We start from the raw sequence: 13,506 nt of genomic DNA, 5'->3' as shown, positions 1-13,506 counted from the left end.
ATTTCCGGCTGTAACAAGATATTTTTGTTCACTATCCAGTTACTAAGTGCGCCAAGCCCTTAAATATCATCATTTTTCTATGTCTTTCAAAGAAACCAACGGTACTCCCTCGCGTTGATGTCATGCAAAAATGCCAGATGATCCTGTCGCTTGTTTTCGCAATAGACGTCCACAAACTCAGCGCCCAAGCCTTCGCGCAGAGGTGCATGGCTTTGCATGGCCTGCACGGCTTCGAGCATTTCCAACGGAAAATCGATGCCGCTGCTGCGGTCTTCGTTGAGCGGTGCAATCGGCTCACGCTCCCCTTCCAGTCCTTGTTCCAACCCCACCAGGATCGCCGCCAGCGCCAGATACGGGTTGGCATCGGCACCCGCCAGGCGATGTTCGATTCGCAGGTTTTTGAGATCTGACTCGGGCACCCGCAGGCACGCATCACGATCTTCAAAGCCCCAACTGGCACGGGACGCGACATTCACCGTGCCGCTCAAGCGGCGCATGGCGTTGTGGTTCGGGGCAAAAATCGGCATGCAGTGCGGTAGCACGTCCAGGCAACCGGCGACGGCGTGGCGCAATGCGCGCTGGCCGTTCGCCGCCAACAGGTTGTTGCCGGCCTTGTCGTACAGGCTCACATGCACATGCATGCCGCTACCGGGGTGCTGCAAATACGGTTTGGCCATGAAACTGGCGCGGTAATTGTGTTTGAGCGCCACTCCCCGGGTGCTACGGCAAAACAAGGCGGCCCAGTCGGCGGCGCGCAGGCCGTCATCGCAATGACCGAAATTGATTTCGAACTGGCCGGGACCGAGTTCGGCGGTGATCACCGTGGCTTCGATGCCTTGAGCCCTCGCGGTCTCGACCATGTCATCGAGCACCGGGGCGAATCGCGACAGGCGTTCGATGTGCATGTTCGGCTGGTCATCCGCGTCACCGGTCAACTCGTCACGAGGGAACTGCGGCAGACCGTCCTTCAAGCGGCTGTCGAACAGGTAGAACTCCAACTCGAACGCCACCACCGGGAAAATACCTTTACGGTGCAGCCGCGCCAGAACCTTGGCCAGCACTTCGCGGGGTTCGAAGACGATCGGCTTCTCAGTGCCGTCCGAGGTGATCAACATCTGGCCCAACGGCTGTTTTTCCCAGCTCACGCGCTTGAGCGTGCCGGGCACCAGGCGCCGCAGCGCATCCGGATCTCCGTCGTTGAAGCAGTAATCACCAATCTTGAACAAGCCACCCTGGGTGCCGAGCAGCACGCAGTTTTGCGGCAACTTGAGCGCGCTGCCAGCGGCGACTTTTTCGAGCATTTCGACCGGGTAGCGCTTGCCGTAGAAATGCCCGGGAATGTCCAGGGAGATCAGGTCGACGTAACGCACGTCGGGGTTGCAGTGGCGGAAGTTGCGAACCTCGGCCAGCAGTTCAGAGCACACAGCATCCATCGTTTCGTTCCTTGTTGTTATCAGGTGTAAACCCAGAGCACGCGGGTTGGGTGGCCGGAAAGATTGCCGTAGCGACAATGCGCATGGCTGGCCAGTTGAAAGCTGTCGCCGGTGCGCAGGGTCACCGGTTCGTTGTCATCGAGCCACAGGGTCAACTCCCCTTCCAGGACGTAACCGCCCTGCTCGGAGCTGTCCTTCATGTGCCGGTCACCGCTGCTCGCACCGGGCTCTAGCCGGCTTTCGAGCATCGAAAAGGAGGCGCGCATCTTGGGCGAAACCAGGATGTCGGTGATGCCGTCGGCGTAGTACAACGTGCGCCGCTCATCCGGACGGGTGACCCAAGGCAAGGCCATGGGTTTGGGCAGGCTGTAGAAATAAGTGGTCGGCACGCCCAGGGTTTCGCTGATGGCGGTCAGGTCCGCCACGGTCGGGCGCGACAGTCCGCGCTCGACCTGGGACAGAAACCCGACCGAGCGCCCGATTTTGTCCGCCAGCTCCTTGAGCGTGTACTTTTTATGCTTGCGCAGGTCCTGGATCAGGATCGCCAGCGCCGAGATTTCTTCTTGCATGTCCATCGAGAGGCTTCCAGAAAGTGTCGCTTCAAATGCTGTCGCGCAGTCGATACCAGGCCTTGCCGATGGCTTCCAGCGGCGCCGCGAAGTATTTTCCACCGGGAAAACTGCCGTTGCTCAAGCCTTGATACAGGGACAACTCGTCCGGTTGCCCCAGGATCGCATCGCAGATCGCCCGCGCACCGGCCAGTGTCGGCAGCACGCCATGCCCGGAATAGCCCTGCATCCAGTACAGCTCGCCGCGCCGGCCGAGATCCGGAGTGCGCTTGAGAGTCAGGTCGATATGCCCACCCCAGGCAAATTCCAGTTCGACATCGGTGAGCTGGGGAAATACGCGTTCGAGGAACGGTCGGGTGGCGGCAGCGATGTCTTTGGGCATGCCACCCAGATAGGTGCAGCCACCGCCGAACAGCAGGCGGTTGTCCGGCGTGCGCCGGAAGTAATCGAGGACGAACTGGTTGTCGGTGACGCACACATTGCTCGGCAGCAGCGCGGTGACCAGCTCCTTCGCCAGCGGAGCGGTCGCCACCTGATAGGTGCCGACGGGCAACACGCAACTCGACAACTGCGGATCAAGTTGATCGAGGTAAGCGTTGCACGCCAGCACCAGCACATCGGCGCGAATGCGGCCGCGCTCGGTGGTGACCACGAACCCGTCGCCCTCCTCGCGATAGCTCAGCGCCTTGCTGAGTTCATGGATGCGACCACCGGCCTGTTCAATCGCATCCGCCAGGCCGAGGGCCAGTTTCAGCGGATTCAAATGACCGCCTTCAGGGTCGAACAGACCTGCCTGATAGCGCTCGCTGGCGACCCACTTCGGTAAATCGCGGCGCTCGACAAATTGCAGGCCGTCGTGGCCCCACTTGTGACTGGCCTCGTGTTGCCATTCAGTCAACAGGCTCACCCGGCGCGGCATCACCGACGTCCACAGGTGACCGGGGCGGTAGTCGCAATCAAAACCATGGCGTCCGGGCAAGTCGCGCAACTCTCGCGCCGCCCAGCGCATGCCGTCCCACAAACGTCGCGCCCGTTCATAGCCCAGCGCCGCTTCCAGCGGTGGCATGTCGCACGACCAACCGAGAATGGCCTGGCCGCCATTGCGCCCGGAAGCCGCCCAGGCTACCCGGCTGGCTTCCAGCACCGTAACGCGCTTGCCGGCCAACGCCAGGCGCAAGGCCGTATGCAGTCCGCTGAAACCGGCGCCGATGATCACCACGTCGGTGTCCTGCTCGCCTTCCAGCGCCGCGCGATCTACCAGCCGATCAGTGCACGTGTGGGCGTAGTAACTGGCGACATGCTGCGTAGACTGCTGAAACATACGGCCTCATGAAATTTTCTATTTATAATTTCATGAAAAGTTACACGATAAATTTCACACGAGCAATTCGAGCCAAAAAAAATCCCGCCCGGGAGAGTCCGGGCGGGATTTTTGGGTTCAGCCACGCGTATCAGGCAATCGGAATCAATGGATCTGCAGCGGCCCATGCGGCATCGCGGTCAGCGGCCGGCGGATAGATCCACTGGGTGTTGATCTGGGTTTTCAGCGCCTTGGCTTCTTCCTTCACCAGTTTGACCTGACGGTCCCAACCTTCGGTGTACACCGCGCCCCAGGCACCGAGATCAAGGCAGGTCACGTATTTCGGCTGGCTGTACGGCGTCGGGTCCACACCGAGAATCTGCGCGGCCACGTTGTTGCCGGCGTGGCGCCCCAACACAATCGCGTGCTGACAGGTCATCAAGGCGAAGTTGCCGATTGCATCGGAAGCGGCATACGCCACGTCGCCGGTAGCGAAGATATCGTCCTGACCAATGACTTTCAGATGCGCGTCGACATGCAGGCGGCCAAGGTGATCGCGTTCGGCGGGAATCTGCTCGGTCAGGGAGCTGGCGCGCACACCGGTGGTCCAGACCACGGTGTTGGCATCGATGCGCGTGCCGTCGGAGAGGTTCACACCCTTGGCATCCACCGAAACGACCGACGCTTTGAGATGCCATTTCACGCCTGTCGCCACGCTCGCTTCGACGATTGATTGTGCAATTTCCTCGCCCATCGAGCCGCCAATTTTCTCGCCGCGATCGACGACTATCACTTCAATGTCAGCACCCTCTCCAAGAATGGCGCGCAGACGCGACGGCATTTCAGTGGCTGTCTCGATCCCGGTGAAACCGCCACCGGCCACCACGACCGTGTTGCGCGCCCTGCTTGCGGGCTGGTCGGCCAGGGATTTGAGGTGGTTCTCAAGACTCACGGCCTGTTCGATCTGATCGACGTCGAACGCATGCTCGGCGACGCCCGGTGTGTTCGGCGCGGCCAGGCGGCTGCCGGTGGCGAGAACGAGTTTGTCGTAGCTGCAGATTTGCCGGGTACCCGATGCATCAACGTAGCCAACCTGTTTTTGCTCGACGTTGATGGTCTGCGCCGCGCCTTTGATGAACTTCACGCCCACCGCGTCAAACAAATCACCAATCGGAGCGGCCAGTTGATGAGCGTTTGGCTCATAGAAGCGCGGTCGCACCCTCAGCTCGGCCTGAGGCGCCAGCACGGTCACTTCTACGTCGTCATGACCGTGAATGTTGAACAGACGCGTGGCGCTCAAAGCGGTCCACATGCCACCGAAACCTGCGCCGATTACCAGAATGTGCTGCTTCATTTTTGACTCCGAGGATAACCAGGATTGAAACCGTTTAGGGTCACGCTCATCAGGAGCGGGCATGAGATCGACACGACCACACGTGGCATTCGCCTCTGTCGACCGAAGAACTACGACTGTATCGATCCAAGTCAAATGACGCAACACGTTTTTCTTCAGCGTCGCTGTCGAGAATCGTGATCAGCCATCTCGGAACCTTATAGTCCGCGTTTCATGCGAAATATCCCTTAGATAAAAAAAGGGTGGAGACGACCGCTCGTTGCCTGGATGACGGTCGACTGTTAACATTTACGACTAATCAAGTCGGAGATACACATGTCTCTTTACAGCGCGGGTGTCGAATACGGCATCCACTGCCTGCTTTTCCTGGTCGGTAACGGTGGCGATTCGCGCGAAGCGAGCGTGCGCGACCTGGCCGACCTGCAAGGCGTGCCCCAGGATTATCTGGCGAAGATCTTCACCAAACTGGCGAAAGGCAAACTGGTGGTGGCCACGGAAGGCATGCGCGGCGGGTTCAAACTGGCGCGGCCTGCTGACGAAATCACACTGCTGGATGTCGTCAGCGCCATTGACGGTCGAAAGTCGATTTTCGAGTGCCGGGAGATTCGTGGCCGCTGCGCGCTGTTCGAGGGCTCGCCGCCCGATTGGGCGCTGGACGGCCCGTGTTCAGTGCATGGCGCAATGATGGTCGCGCAGAAGCGCATGGAAGAGGCGCTCGCCCAGCAAACCATTCTGGATATCGCCAGAAAGGTCGGACGAAAATCCCCGCCGGAGTTCGGCGTCAAAGTGGAAAGCTGGATGAATGATCGTCGGGAAAAGAAAAGCGCAAGCCAAGACGTCCCGCTGATCCCGGTGACCGATATCGGTGATTGACGCTCAGAGGCAGTCGCGCACCGCTTGGCGCAGGGCGCCGGATTTTGCCCAGGGCGGTCCCTGGTACAGCGAGACCCGGCTGCCGTCCTTGGATTTGACGATGTCGAGAATTTCGTCTGCCGAGATCATGCCTGGCGCGTTGATACGGTAACCGTTTGAAATCGAGGTCTGGCTCGTCTTCGAGACCTCATGCTGCCAAAGAGGCAACACGCACGCCGCATACTCCTTGGGTGGCTTTTCACTGTATTTGCTGACATTCGGCTCACCCGGCACCAGCGATGCCGGCAACGAACATCCGGCCAGCAACGCCAGCACGCTTCCCCCCATCAACATCCGCATGATGTTTCCTTATGTCCTGAAAAAGAAAATGTAGCGCGTCACCGCCTGAACCGCGAATGGTCAAACATTCTTCAGCGGCTGAAATTGATACCGTTTCCTGCGGTTAGTTCCGCTGGTTCAGATACGCCATCCATCTTTCGTGTGCCTCATGCTGCCATTGTGAGACCCGTTCCCATTCAGGCCCGCTGAGTTGATGTTCTGAAACCAGCTTCATCATCTCGTTGGTGGCCGCATTCAAATCAACCATAAGCTCTTGGGCCCGAGCCCTGAAATCATCGGTAGTGGTCATTTCGAACTCGCCCCGCCTGCTGAATTGCCGGCACTTGAGTAGGACAGCGGAGCAGCCCGTTCGCGTGCTTTTTTCCGACCAGTGGAAACAGCGTTGAATCAGACGAACACAACACCGCAATCAGCAAACGGGTCTAAAATTTCGGAGGGCAATATTCGGGAGATCGTCATGTGGCTAAACGAATCGGAACAGCAACTTCGGCGCGATCTGCAAGGTCTTGCTTCGGATTTGCGATGGTCAGCGGTGGAGCTCCTGCGTATTGAGCAACAATTGCGGCAGTCCGGAAATGAAGCCGATGCGCAAGCAATCCAGCGGCTGTGCGCGCTATTTCAGGGTGATGAAGAAAAACTGTCGGGTTATGCCGAAGAAGTGAAAGCCAAACTCATCAGTCGAAACCGGCATGAAGAAGGCGAAACCCTCAAAGATGAATGAAAAAAGCCCCGGCGAACCGGGGCTTCAAAGCTGCTTTCATTTTGTTGGCTGGTTGTCCGAAGACTTGCCAGCGCGGGCTCTGTAGCCAGGCAATGACGCGGCAAACGCCAATGCCTCTTCCCGACTGTCGAACGAGCCAAGCCGGTCACCCTGGGTGCAGACCCGCCAGGGACCGTTGTTTACGCTGAGTACGTCATAACCGTTCATATGCATTTTGTTCAGCATCGGTACGCTCATAGTCACCTCCTTCTCGGCAGTGATATCAGGTTGACTTGCTTACCTTACACCGACCGTTCTCCAAAATACCGACCAGACGTCGCCGCAGAAATTCCGGATTTCGATTGCACTTTGCAGGGCAAGTACAGCTCAAACTATTCCGATGGCAGTCAAGAGGGTTCTGTACCTGATGCTGCATTTTTGTGCCTGTTCGATGACAAGCGTAAATCGGGGTAGCCATGAAAATACGCGCAACGATCATCTGTGAGCAGGATCGGCACGTGCTTCTGGTACGCAAGGCGGGAGGTCGCTGGACGTTGCCCGGTGGCAAGGTCGAATGGGGGGAAACCGTGGCCGGTGCGGCCATCCGTGAATTGCAGGAAGAAACCGGACTGCAGGTCGACGAACTGGTTTACCTGATGGAATTCAAATCAGGCAGCACTCGACACCATGTCTATGAGGTGTCGGTGCTCAATCTGCATCAGGTCCGGGCGCAAAACGAAATCATCGACTGCATCTGGCATCCACTGGAAACGGTGCACAACCTGAACATCAGCGATGCCACGCTGAGCATCGTCAGAGCGTTTGTGCGTCGCCTTTAGCCCTGGTCGCCGCCGCCCACCGGCATGACCATGCCGGTGATATAGGACGCATCATCGCTGGCCAGAAACAGAATGGCGCCCGCCTGTTCATCCAGCGTGCCGTAGCGCTTCATCAAACTGCTGTCGAGGGTCTGATCGACGATCTGCTGATACCAGACCTTCTCCTGCTCACTCTGCTCGGCAGCGTTGCGCGGAACGCGCCGCGGTGGCGCTTCGGTTCCACCGGGCGCCGTGGCGTTGACTCGGACACCCCGATCGGCGACTTCGAATGCCAGGCACGCGGTCAGCGCGTTCACTCCGCCCTTCGCCGCACCGTAGGGCACGCGGTTGACACTGCGGGTGGCGATGGACGAAACGTTGACGATTGCTCCACTGCCCTGCCCCAGCATGATCGGCAGCGCCGCATGGCAGCACCACAAAGTAGGAAACAACGATCGGCGGACCTCGGCTTCAATCTGCGACGCTTCGTAATGCTCGAACGGCTTGGCCCAAATCGTGCCACCGACGTTGTTGATCAGCACATCGAGACGGTCGAAACGTTCGACGGCGGCTTGCATGACTCGATTGCACTCTTCGTACTGTTCGAGATCGGCGGTCAGGGCCAGGACCTCAGTGGTCGGCGCCAATTGCTGCTGCAACTCGAACACCAGTTCGGAGCGATCCACCAGGATCAGCTTCGCGCCCTCTGCGGCCATGCGCTCGGCAACCCGGCGCCCAATGCCTTGGGCCGCGCCAGTGATCAGCGCGACTTTTTCGTGGAATCTGTTCATGAACACCTCAAGATCTGAATGACGCCACCAGACCCCGTAGGAGCTGCCGAAGGCTGCGATCTTTTCCTCTGTTTTTTCAACAACCCAAAAGATCGCAGCGTCGTTACACTCGACAGCTCCTACACGGGGCTTAATCGCGCAGAACGGTCACGCCGCGCTGGCGGCGAATTTTTCGTAGTAGAAGTTCGCAGGTGCGATGCCTTGCTCACGAATGAACTGGCTCACCGCCTCGACCATCGGCGGCGGGCCGCACAGGTACACGTCGACGTCGCCATCGTTCAGATGCTTGGGCTCGATGTGCTGGGTCACGTAGCCCTTGAGCGGGTGCTGACTGTCCGGGCTGGCGACGCAGGCGCTGAAGCTGAAATTGGGGATACGTGAAGCGAAGGCTTCCAGGCGATCAAGCTCCACCAGGTCGAAATCGTGGGTCACGCCATAGATCAGATGCAGCGGATGTTCGCTGCCCTGCTCGGCGATTTTCTCCAGCATGGCAGTGAAAGGTGCCAACCCCGTGCCCCCGGCCAGCAGCAACAGCGGACGGCGGATGTCGCGCAGATAAAAACTGCCCAAAGGACCGGCCAGGCTCATGCTGTCACCCGCCTTGGCCATGCCGGTGAGGAAACTGCTCATCAGGCCGCCAGGGACGTTGCGGATCAGGAAACTGACCTCACCGTCGCGCTGCAACGAGCTGAACGAATAGGCGCGAGTCTGCTCGCTGCCGGGAATCCCCAGGTTCACGTATTGCCCCGGCAGAAACGCCAGTTTGCTCAGGGAATCGCCCTTGATCGACAGCGCGATGGTGCTGTCGGACAACTGGCGCACGGCACTGATGGTCGCGTCGTAGCTGGCCTGACGGGTGCGGCAGACTTCAGAGGACGTCGGTACGCGCACCACGCAATCGCTCTGGGCGCGCATCTGGCAGGTCAGGACAAAACCTTGCTCGGCCTCTTCAGGGCTGAGGGCGTCTTCGATGTATTCCTCGCCCAGATCGTAACGACCGGCTTCGGCAAAACACTTGCAGGTACCGCAAGCGCCATCGCGGCAGTCCAGCGGAATATTGATGCCCTGGCGGTACGCGGCATCGGCCACGGTTTCGCCGACATTGGCGTCGATGAACCGAGTGACGCCGTCTTCGAAATTGAACGCAATGGAATGGGTCATGACGGCAGTCTCACAAGTGGTAAACATCGATGACCTGACGAACGTAGTCGTTCTTCAGGATCACTTTCTTGGCCTTGATCAACGGGTTTTCACCGCGCACATCGAGGGTGTAGAAACTGCTGCCGAAATAGCTGTCGACGGTCTTGTAGCGAAAACTCAAGGTGTGCCAGTTGAAGCGCACCTTGCACAGCCCGTCGGCCTGTTCGAGCAGCTCGATGTTGCTGATGTTGTGCGAGGTGCGAGTGTCCGGCACGCTGGCGCTGGAACGCTCGGTCTTGATGCGGAAGATGCGGTCTTCCAGGCCCGTGCGGTTGCCGTACCAGATCAGCGAGATTTCCCGCTGCGGGTCCTCGGTCAATTCGTCGTTGTCGTCCCAGGACGGCATCCAGTACGTCGCGTCGGGGGCGTACAGCTCCAGCCATTCATCCCACTGGCGATCGTCGAGGTAGCGCGCTTCGCGGTAGAGGAAATCACGCACTGCTTCATAGGAAATGCTCATTGCACGTCCTCCACGGCGATCAGCTTCGACTGCTCGGCCGCCAGGGCCTTGAGCATGGTCTGCTGCCAGTATTTGTGTTGCAGCACGAACAGGCCCTCGTCTTCGGTGCGCACACCACTGAGCAGCGGATGCAGGTCGATTTCCTTGGCTGCCTCGTCGGCACCCTCAATCCAGTGCTCGGCACCCCGGGACATGTCGTTCCAGGTGGTGACGCTGCCCTGGTAACTGGTCTGGCAGGAGCGGAACTCTTCCAGATCGTCCGGTGTGGCCATGCCGCTGACGTTGAAGAAATCCTCGTACTGACGAATCCGGCTGGAACGGGCGTGATCGCTTTCGCCTTTGGGGGCGATGCAGTAGATGGTGATTTCCGTGCGGTTGACCGAGATCGGCCGCGCGATGCGGATCTGCGAGCTGAACTGGTCCATCAGGTACACGTTCGGGTACAGGCACAGGTTGCGCGAGTTCTCGATCATCCAGTCGGCGCGGGCCTTGCCAAAGTCTTGCGCCAGCTCATCGCGGCGCTCGTACAGCGGACGGTCCTCGGGGTTGGACCAACGGGTCCAGAGCAGCATGTGGCCCTTGTCGAAGGAGTAGAAACCGCCACCCTGCTTGGCCCAGCTGCCGGCGCTCATGGTTGGGTTGGTGTCACCGGCTTCACGTTGCTTGCGCTGGTTCTGTGTGGCCGCGTAGTTCCAGTGCACTGAGCTTACGTGGTAGCCGTCGGCGCCGTTTTCGGCGGTGAGCTTCCAGTTGCCTTCGTAGATGTAGCTGGAGGAACCGCGCAGTACTTCCAGGCCATCGGCGGACTGGTCGACGATCATGTCGATGATCTTCGCCGACTCGCCCAGGTGCTCCACCAGCGGCAGTACATCAGCCTTGAGGCTGCCAAACAGGAAGCCGCGATAGGACTCGAAACGCGCAACCTTGGTCAGGTCGTGGGAGCCTTCGCAGTTGAAGCTCGAAGGGTAGCCGGCGTTGGCCGGATCCTTGACCTTGAGCAGCTTGCCGGAGTTGTTGAAGGTCCAGCCATGGAACGGGCAGGTGTAGGAGCTCTTGTTGCCGGACTTGTGCCGGCACAGGGTCGCACCGCGATGGCTGCAGGCGTTGATGAAGGCGTTGAGCACACCGTCCTTGTTGCGCGCGATGAAGATCGACTGGCGCCCCATGGTGGTGGTGTAGAAATCGTTGATGTTGGGGATCTGGCTTTCGTGGGCCAGGTACAGCCAGTTGCCCTCGAAGATGTGTTCCATCTCCAGATCGAACAACCGGGGGTCGGTGAACATCTCGCGTTTACAGCGATAGAGACCCTGCTCGGGATCGTCTTCAAGCAGGGAATGCACATACTCGGGTCGCAGGGTCATGGCCGCCGCCTCCATTGTTATTGTTCAGGCAGGGGTCATGCTAGGACGGGGGGATGGGGTGAACTATCCGCGGGGTGCAGACCTTTATCCGTTTTGTGCAAGTGAACGTTGCGACACCGCTAACTGTAGGAGCCGGCTTGCTGGCGATTCAGGCGATGCGATGTGTCTGGGCTGACGCCATCGCCAGCAAGCCGGCTCCTACAGGGGGTTGTGGTGATTCAGTGGCGGCGTTTGAGGGTATCGGACGGCAATTCGCCGAACTGCTTGCGGTAGCTGTCGGAGAACCGTCCCAGGTGCAGGAAGCCGTAATCCATCGCCACTTCCGTGACGTTGCGCACGTTGCAGGTCGGGTCGCTCAGGCAGGCGTTGATGCGTTCCAGGCGCTTCTGGCGCAGGTAGTTTTTTGGCGTAAGGCCGGCATTGCGCTCGAACAGGCCATACAGCGAGCGCAGACTCATGTGGGCCTGGCGCGCCAGTGCTTCGCTGTCGATGTCCTGCTTGAGGTTACTGGCGATGTAATCGGCAATCGCTTCGAACGTGGCCGTCTGCGAGCACAGCTCCAGACGGCTGACGTTGGTTTTCATCAAGCTGAGCATCTTGCTGACGATGATCTGCGTGTAATGCTCCTGCACCTTGGGGATTTGCTCGCTGGACTCGGCTTCCTGGCAAATCATCGCCAGCAGGTTGACGAAGCCTTCCAGCTCATCGAGTTGATAACGGTTCTCGAGGAACCGTACGCCCTGCCCCGGATAGCGCCAGCGCTGCTCATCGCAAACCGACTCGAACAACCGGGTGGGGACTTTGAGGATGAATTTTTCGCAATCGTCGGAATAGGTCAGGTCCACCGGATCGTCGGGGTTGATCAGCAGCAATTCGCCGGGGGCGAAGTAATGTTCCTGGCCGTGGCCGCGCCACAGGCAGTTGCCGCGCAGCAATACCTGAAGGTGATAGATATTCTCCAGCGCGCCCGAGGTTACCCGCACACTGGCGCCGTAGCTGATACGGCACAGGTCGAGGCTGGCGAACTTGCGATGGTCGAGACTGGCCAGCGGGTTGCCGGCACGGGGCATGAGAATGCAGTGGTTACCGACGTGCTGATTGACGTAGCCGGACACCGCATACGGGTCGGCATGGTCGAATACTCTGCTGCGCTGACTCAACAGTTGAGCTTGCATCATCGGGTCACTCTCATTGTTGTTATAGGTTGCGTCGCTCCATTCTAGAACCGAAACCCTTGTAGGAGCGAGCTTGCTCGCGAGGGTCTCGAGAACGCCGCGTTTAGCCGGTAAACACGCGTTATCGTTAACGACCCTCGCGAGCAAGCTCGCTCCTACAGGATTGTGCTATCAGTCCTCGAGTGCGCGGACCCGCTCGTGGCGCTGCTGTTCTTCAGGCTGCGCGGTCGACTGCAGGGTGAAATCGAATTCGATTTCGGCAAAACGCCCGCTGACGCCATGGGCCGCCGCACGTTCCTGATCGTCGCTGAAGGTGATCTTGGCGATCAGCTCGTCACGGGTGGCGTAGGCGAAATCGTCATGCAGGTACTTTTCACCATCCAGGTTGATCTGGGTGGTCAGGTGGCGATGGTCCGGTGCGGAGATGAAGAAGTGCACGTGGGCCGGACGCTGGCCATGACGGCCCAGTTGATCGAGCAGTTGCTGGGTCGGACCGTCCGGTGGGCAGCCGTAACCCGACGGCACGATGCTGCGGAAGCGGTAGCGGCCTTCAGCGTCAGTGACGATGCGGCGACGCAGGTTGAATTCCGACTGCGTGGCATCGAAGTACGAATAAGTACCACCGGTGTTGGCGTGCCAGACGTCTACCACGGCGCCGGCCAGGGGTTCGCCTGCGGTGTTGAACACACGGCCTTGCATGAACAGGGTCACACCCGGATCGACGCCATCGTCCAGACGCGCTTCGCCTTCAGACAGCGGAGCACCCGCCACGTACAGTGGGCCCTCGATGGTACGCGGGGTGCCACCGGATTTACCGGCCTGTTCGTCTTCGGCATCCATCAGCAGGTCGAGATAGTGCTCCAGACCGAGACCGGCCACCACCAGCCCGGCTTCCTGGCGAGCGCCCAGCACGTTCAGGTAGTTGACCGCTTTCCAGAATTCTTCCGGGGTTACGGCCAGGTCTTCGATGATGTTCACCGAATCACGCAGGATGCGGTAGATCAGCGCCTTGGTCCGAGAATCGCCGGCGTCGTTATGCAGGCCGCTGGCTTCTTCGAGAAATTTCTGGACTTCGGCAGTGTGGGAAATCTTGACGTTCATTCTGGGTTCCTCATCTTGTAATTATTTGGCGT

16 protein-coding genes are annotated in these 13,506 nt (G+C 59.4%); 3 read left to right on the top strand and 13 right to left on the bottom strand.

What is annotated here, in order from left to right; translation table 11 throughout:
- Window positions 1–86: 86 nt before the first annotated feature.
- From QMK58_RS11575 to QMK58_RS11560, 4 genes are all read right to left on the bottom strand, one after another.
- Window positions 87–1,433: a glutamine synthetase family protein gene (locus tag QMK58_RS11575; RefSeq protein WP_320396312.1), complete on the bottom strand. Its 1,347-nt coding sequence runs from the start codon at window positions 1,431–1,433 to the stop codon at window positions 87–89.
- Window positions 1,434–1,453: 20 nt separating this feature from the next.
- On the bottom strand, window positions 1,454–2,008 hold the full coding sequence (locus QMK58_RS11570; protein WP_053158190.1) for a helix-turn-helix domain-containing protein: 555 nt from the start codon (window positions 2,006–2,008) through the stop codon (window positions 1,454–1,456).
- Window positions 2,009–2,033: 25 nt separating this feature from the next.
- Window positions 2,034–3,323, bottom strand: a complete 1,290-nt coding sequence (locus QMK58_RS11565; RefSeq protein WP_053158186.1) for an NAD(P)/FAD-dependent oxidoreductase — start codon at window positions 3,321–3,323, stop codon at window positions 2,034–2,036.
- Window positions 3,324–3,453: 130 nt separating this feature from the next.
- On the bottom strand, window positions 3,454–4,656 hold the full coding sequence (locus QMK58_RS11560; protein WP_320396311.1) for an NAD(P)/FAD-dependent oxidoreductase: 1,203 nt from the start codon (window positions 4,654–4,656) through the stop codon (window positions 3,454–3,456).
- A gap of 315 nt (window positions 4,657–4,971) precedes the next feature.
- Here QMK58_RS11560 and QMK58_RS11555 point away from each other — a divergent pair, with 315 nt between their 5' ends.
- On the top strand, window positions 4,972–5,529 hold the full coding sequence (locus tag QMK58_RS11555) for an RrF2 family transcriptional regulator (protein WP_053158180.1): 558 nt from the start codon (window positions 4,972–4,974) through the stop codon (window positions 5,527–5,529).
- 3 nt (window positions 5,530–5,532) lie between these two features.
- On the opposite strand, the gene QMK58_RS11550 is transcribed toward QMK58_RS11555, so the two are convergent.
- Both QMK58_RS11550 and QMK58_RS11545 read right to left on the bottom strand, forming a co-directional pair.
- A complete protein-coding gene (locus QMK58_RS11550) occupies window positions 5,533–5,868 on the bottom strand; it encodes a hypothetical protein (RefSeq protein WP_053158177.1) in 336 nt (111 codons plus the stop codon).
- 103 nt (window positions 5,869–5,971) lie between these two features.
- The gene (locus QMK58_RS11545; protein WP_053158174.1) at window positions 5,972–6,157 is read right to left on the bottom strand and encodes a hypothetical protein; all 186 of its coding nucleotides are present in this window, start codon (window positions 6,155–6,157) and stop codon (window positions 5,972–5,974) included.
- Between the two features lie 168 nt (window positions 6,158–6,325).
- On the opposite strand from QMK58_RS11545, the gene QMK58_RS11540 reads away from it, so the two are divergent.
- Window positions 6,326–6,589 carry a hypothetical protein gene (locus tag QMK58_RS11540; protein WP_320396529.1) on the top strand — a complete coding sequence of 88 codons (264 nt, stop codon included), beginning with the start codon at window positions 6,326–6,328 and terminating at the stop codon, window positions 6,587–6,589.
- A 36-nt stretch (window positions 6,590–6,625) separates the two neighbouring features.
- Here the strand turns inward: QMK58_RS11540 and QMK58_RS11535 are convergent, their stop codons facing one another.
- The gene (locus QMK58_RS11535) at window positions 6,626–6,826 is read right to left on the bottom strand and encodes an SPOR domain-containing protein (protein ID WP_053158168.1); all 201 of its coding nucleotides are present in this window, start codon (window positions 6,824–6,826) and stop codon (window positions 6,626–6,628) included.
- 218 nt (window positions 6,827–7,044) lie between these two features.
- Here QMK58_RS11535 and QMK58_RS11530 point away from each other — a divergent pair, with 218 nt between their 5' ends.
- Window positions 7,045–7,407 carry an NUDIX hydrolase gene (locus tag QMK58_RS11530; RefSeq protein WP_053158165.1) on the top strand — a complete coding sequence of 121 codons (363 nt, stop codon included), beginning with the start codon at window positions 7,045–7,047 and terminating at the stop codon, window positions 7,405–7,407.
- Here the strand turns inward: QMK58_RS11530 and QMK58_RS11525 are convergent.
- The 6 genes from QMK58_RS11525 to catA all read right to left on the bottom strand — a co-directional run bounded on the left by QMK58_RS11525 (window position 7,404) and on the right by catA (window position 13,474).
- Window positions 7,404–8,177 carry a 1,6-dihydroxycyclohexa-2,4-diene-1-carboxylate dehydrogenase gene (locus QMK58_RS11525; RefSeq protein WP_053158163.1) on the bottom strand — a complete coding sequence of 258 codons (774 nt, stop codon included), beginning with the start codon at window positions 8,175–8,177 and terminating at the stop codon, window positions 7,404–7,406. The two genes, QMK58_RS11530 and QMK58_RS11525, sit on opposite strands and share 4 nt — an antisense overlap.
- Before the next feature lie 147 nt (window positions 8,178–8,324).
- Window positions 8,325–9,338, bottom strand: coding sequence for a benzoate 1,2-dioxygenase electron transfer component BenC (gene benC / locus QMK58_RS11520; protein ID WP_053158160.1), 1,014 nt, complete (start codon window positions 9,336–9,338; stop codon window positions 8,325–8,327).
- 10 nt (window positions 9,339–9,348) lie between these two features.
- Complete coding sequence (gene benB / locus QMK58_RS11515) at window positions 9,349–9,837, bottom strand: benzoate 1,2-dioxygenase small subunit (protein WP_053158154.1); 489 nt, start codon at window positions 9,835–9,837, stop codon at window positions 9,349–9,351.
- Window positions 9,834–11,198, bottom strand: a complete 1,365-nt coding sequence (gene benA, locus QMK58_RS11510) for a benzoate 1,2-dioxygenase large subunit (RefSeq protein WP_053158151.1) — start codon at window positions 11,196–11,198, stop codon at window positions 9,834–9,836. The genes benB and benA overlap by 4 nt, the downstream gene beginning before the upstream one ends.
- Before the next feature lie 218 nt (window positions 11,199–11,416).
- Complete coding sequence (locus QMK58_RS11505) at window positions 11,417–12,376, bottom strand: AraC family transcriptional regulator (RefSeq protein ID WP_053158147.1); 960 nt, start codon at window positions 12,374–12,376, stop codon at window positions 11,417–11,419.
- A 168-nt stretch (window positions 12,377–12,544) separates the two neighbouring features.
- Entirely contained in the window at window positions 12,545–13,474 is a 930-nt protein-coding gene (gene catA, locus QMK58_RS11500) for a catechol 1,2-dioxygenase (RefSeq protein WP_053158144.1), read from the bottom strand.
- Window positions 13,475–13,506 lie beyond the last annotated feature (32 nt).

It is taken from the genome of Pseudomonas sp. P8_241, from assembly GCF_034008315.1.
Lineage (GTDB): Bacteria > Pseudomonadota > Gammaproteobacteria > Pseudomonadales > Pseudomonadaceae > Aquipseudomonas.
This window is presented reverse-complemented; position numbering and strand designations above follow the sequence as displayed.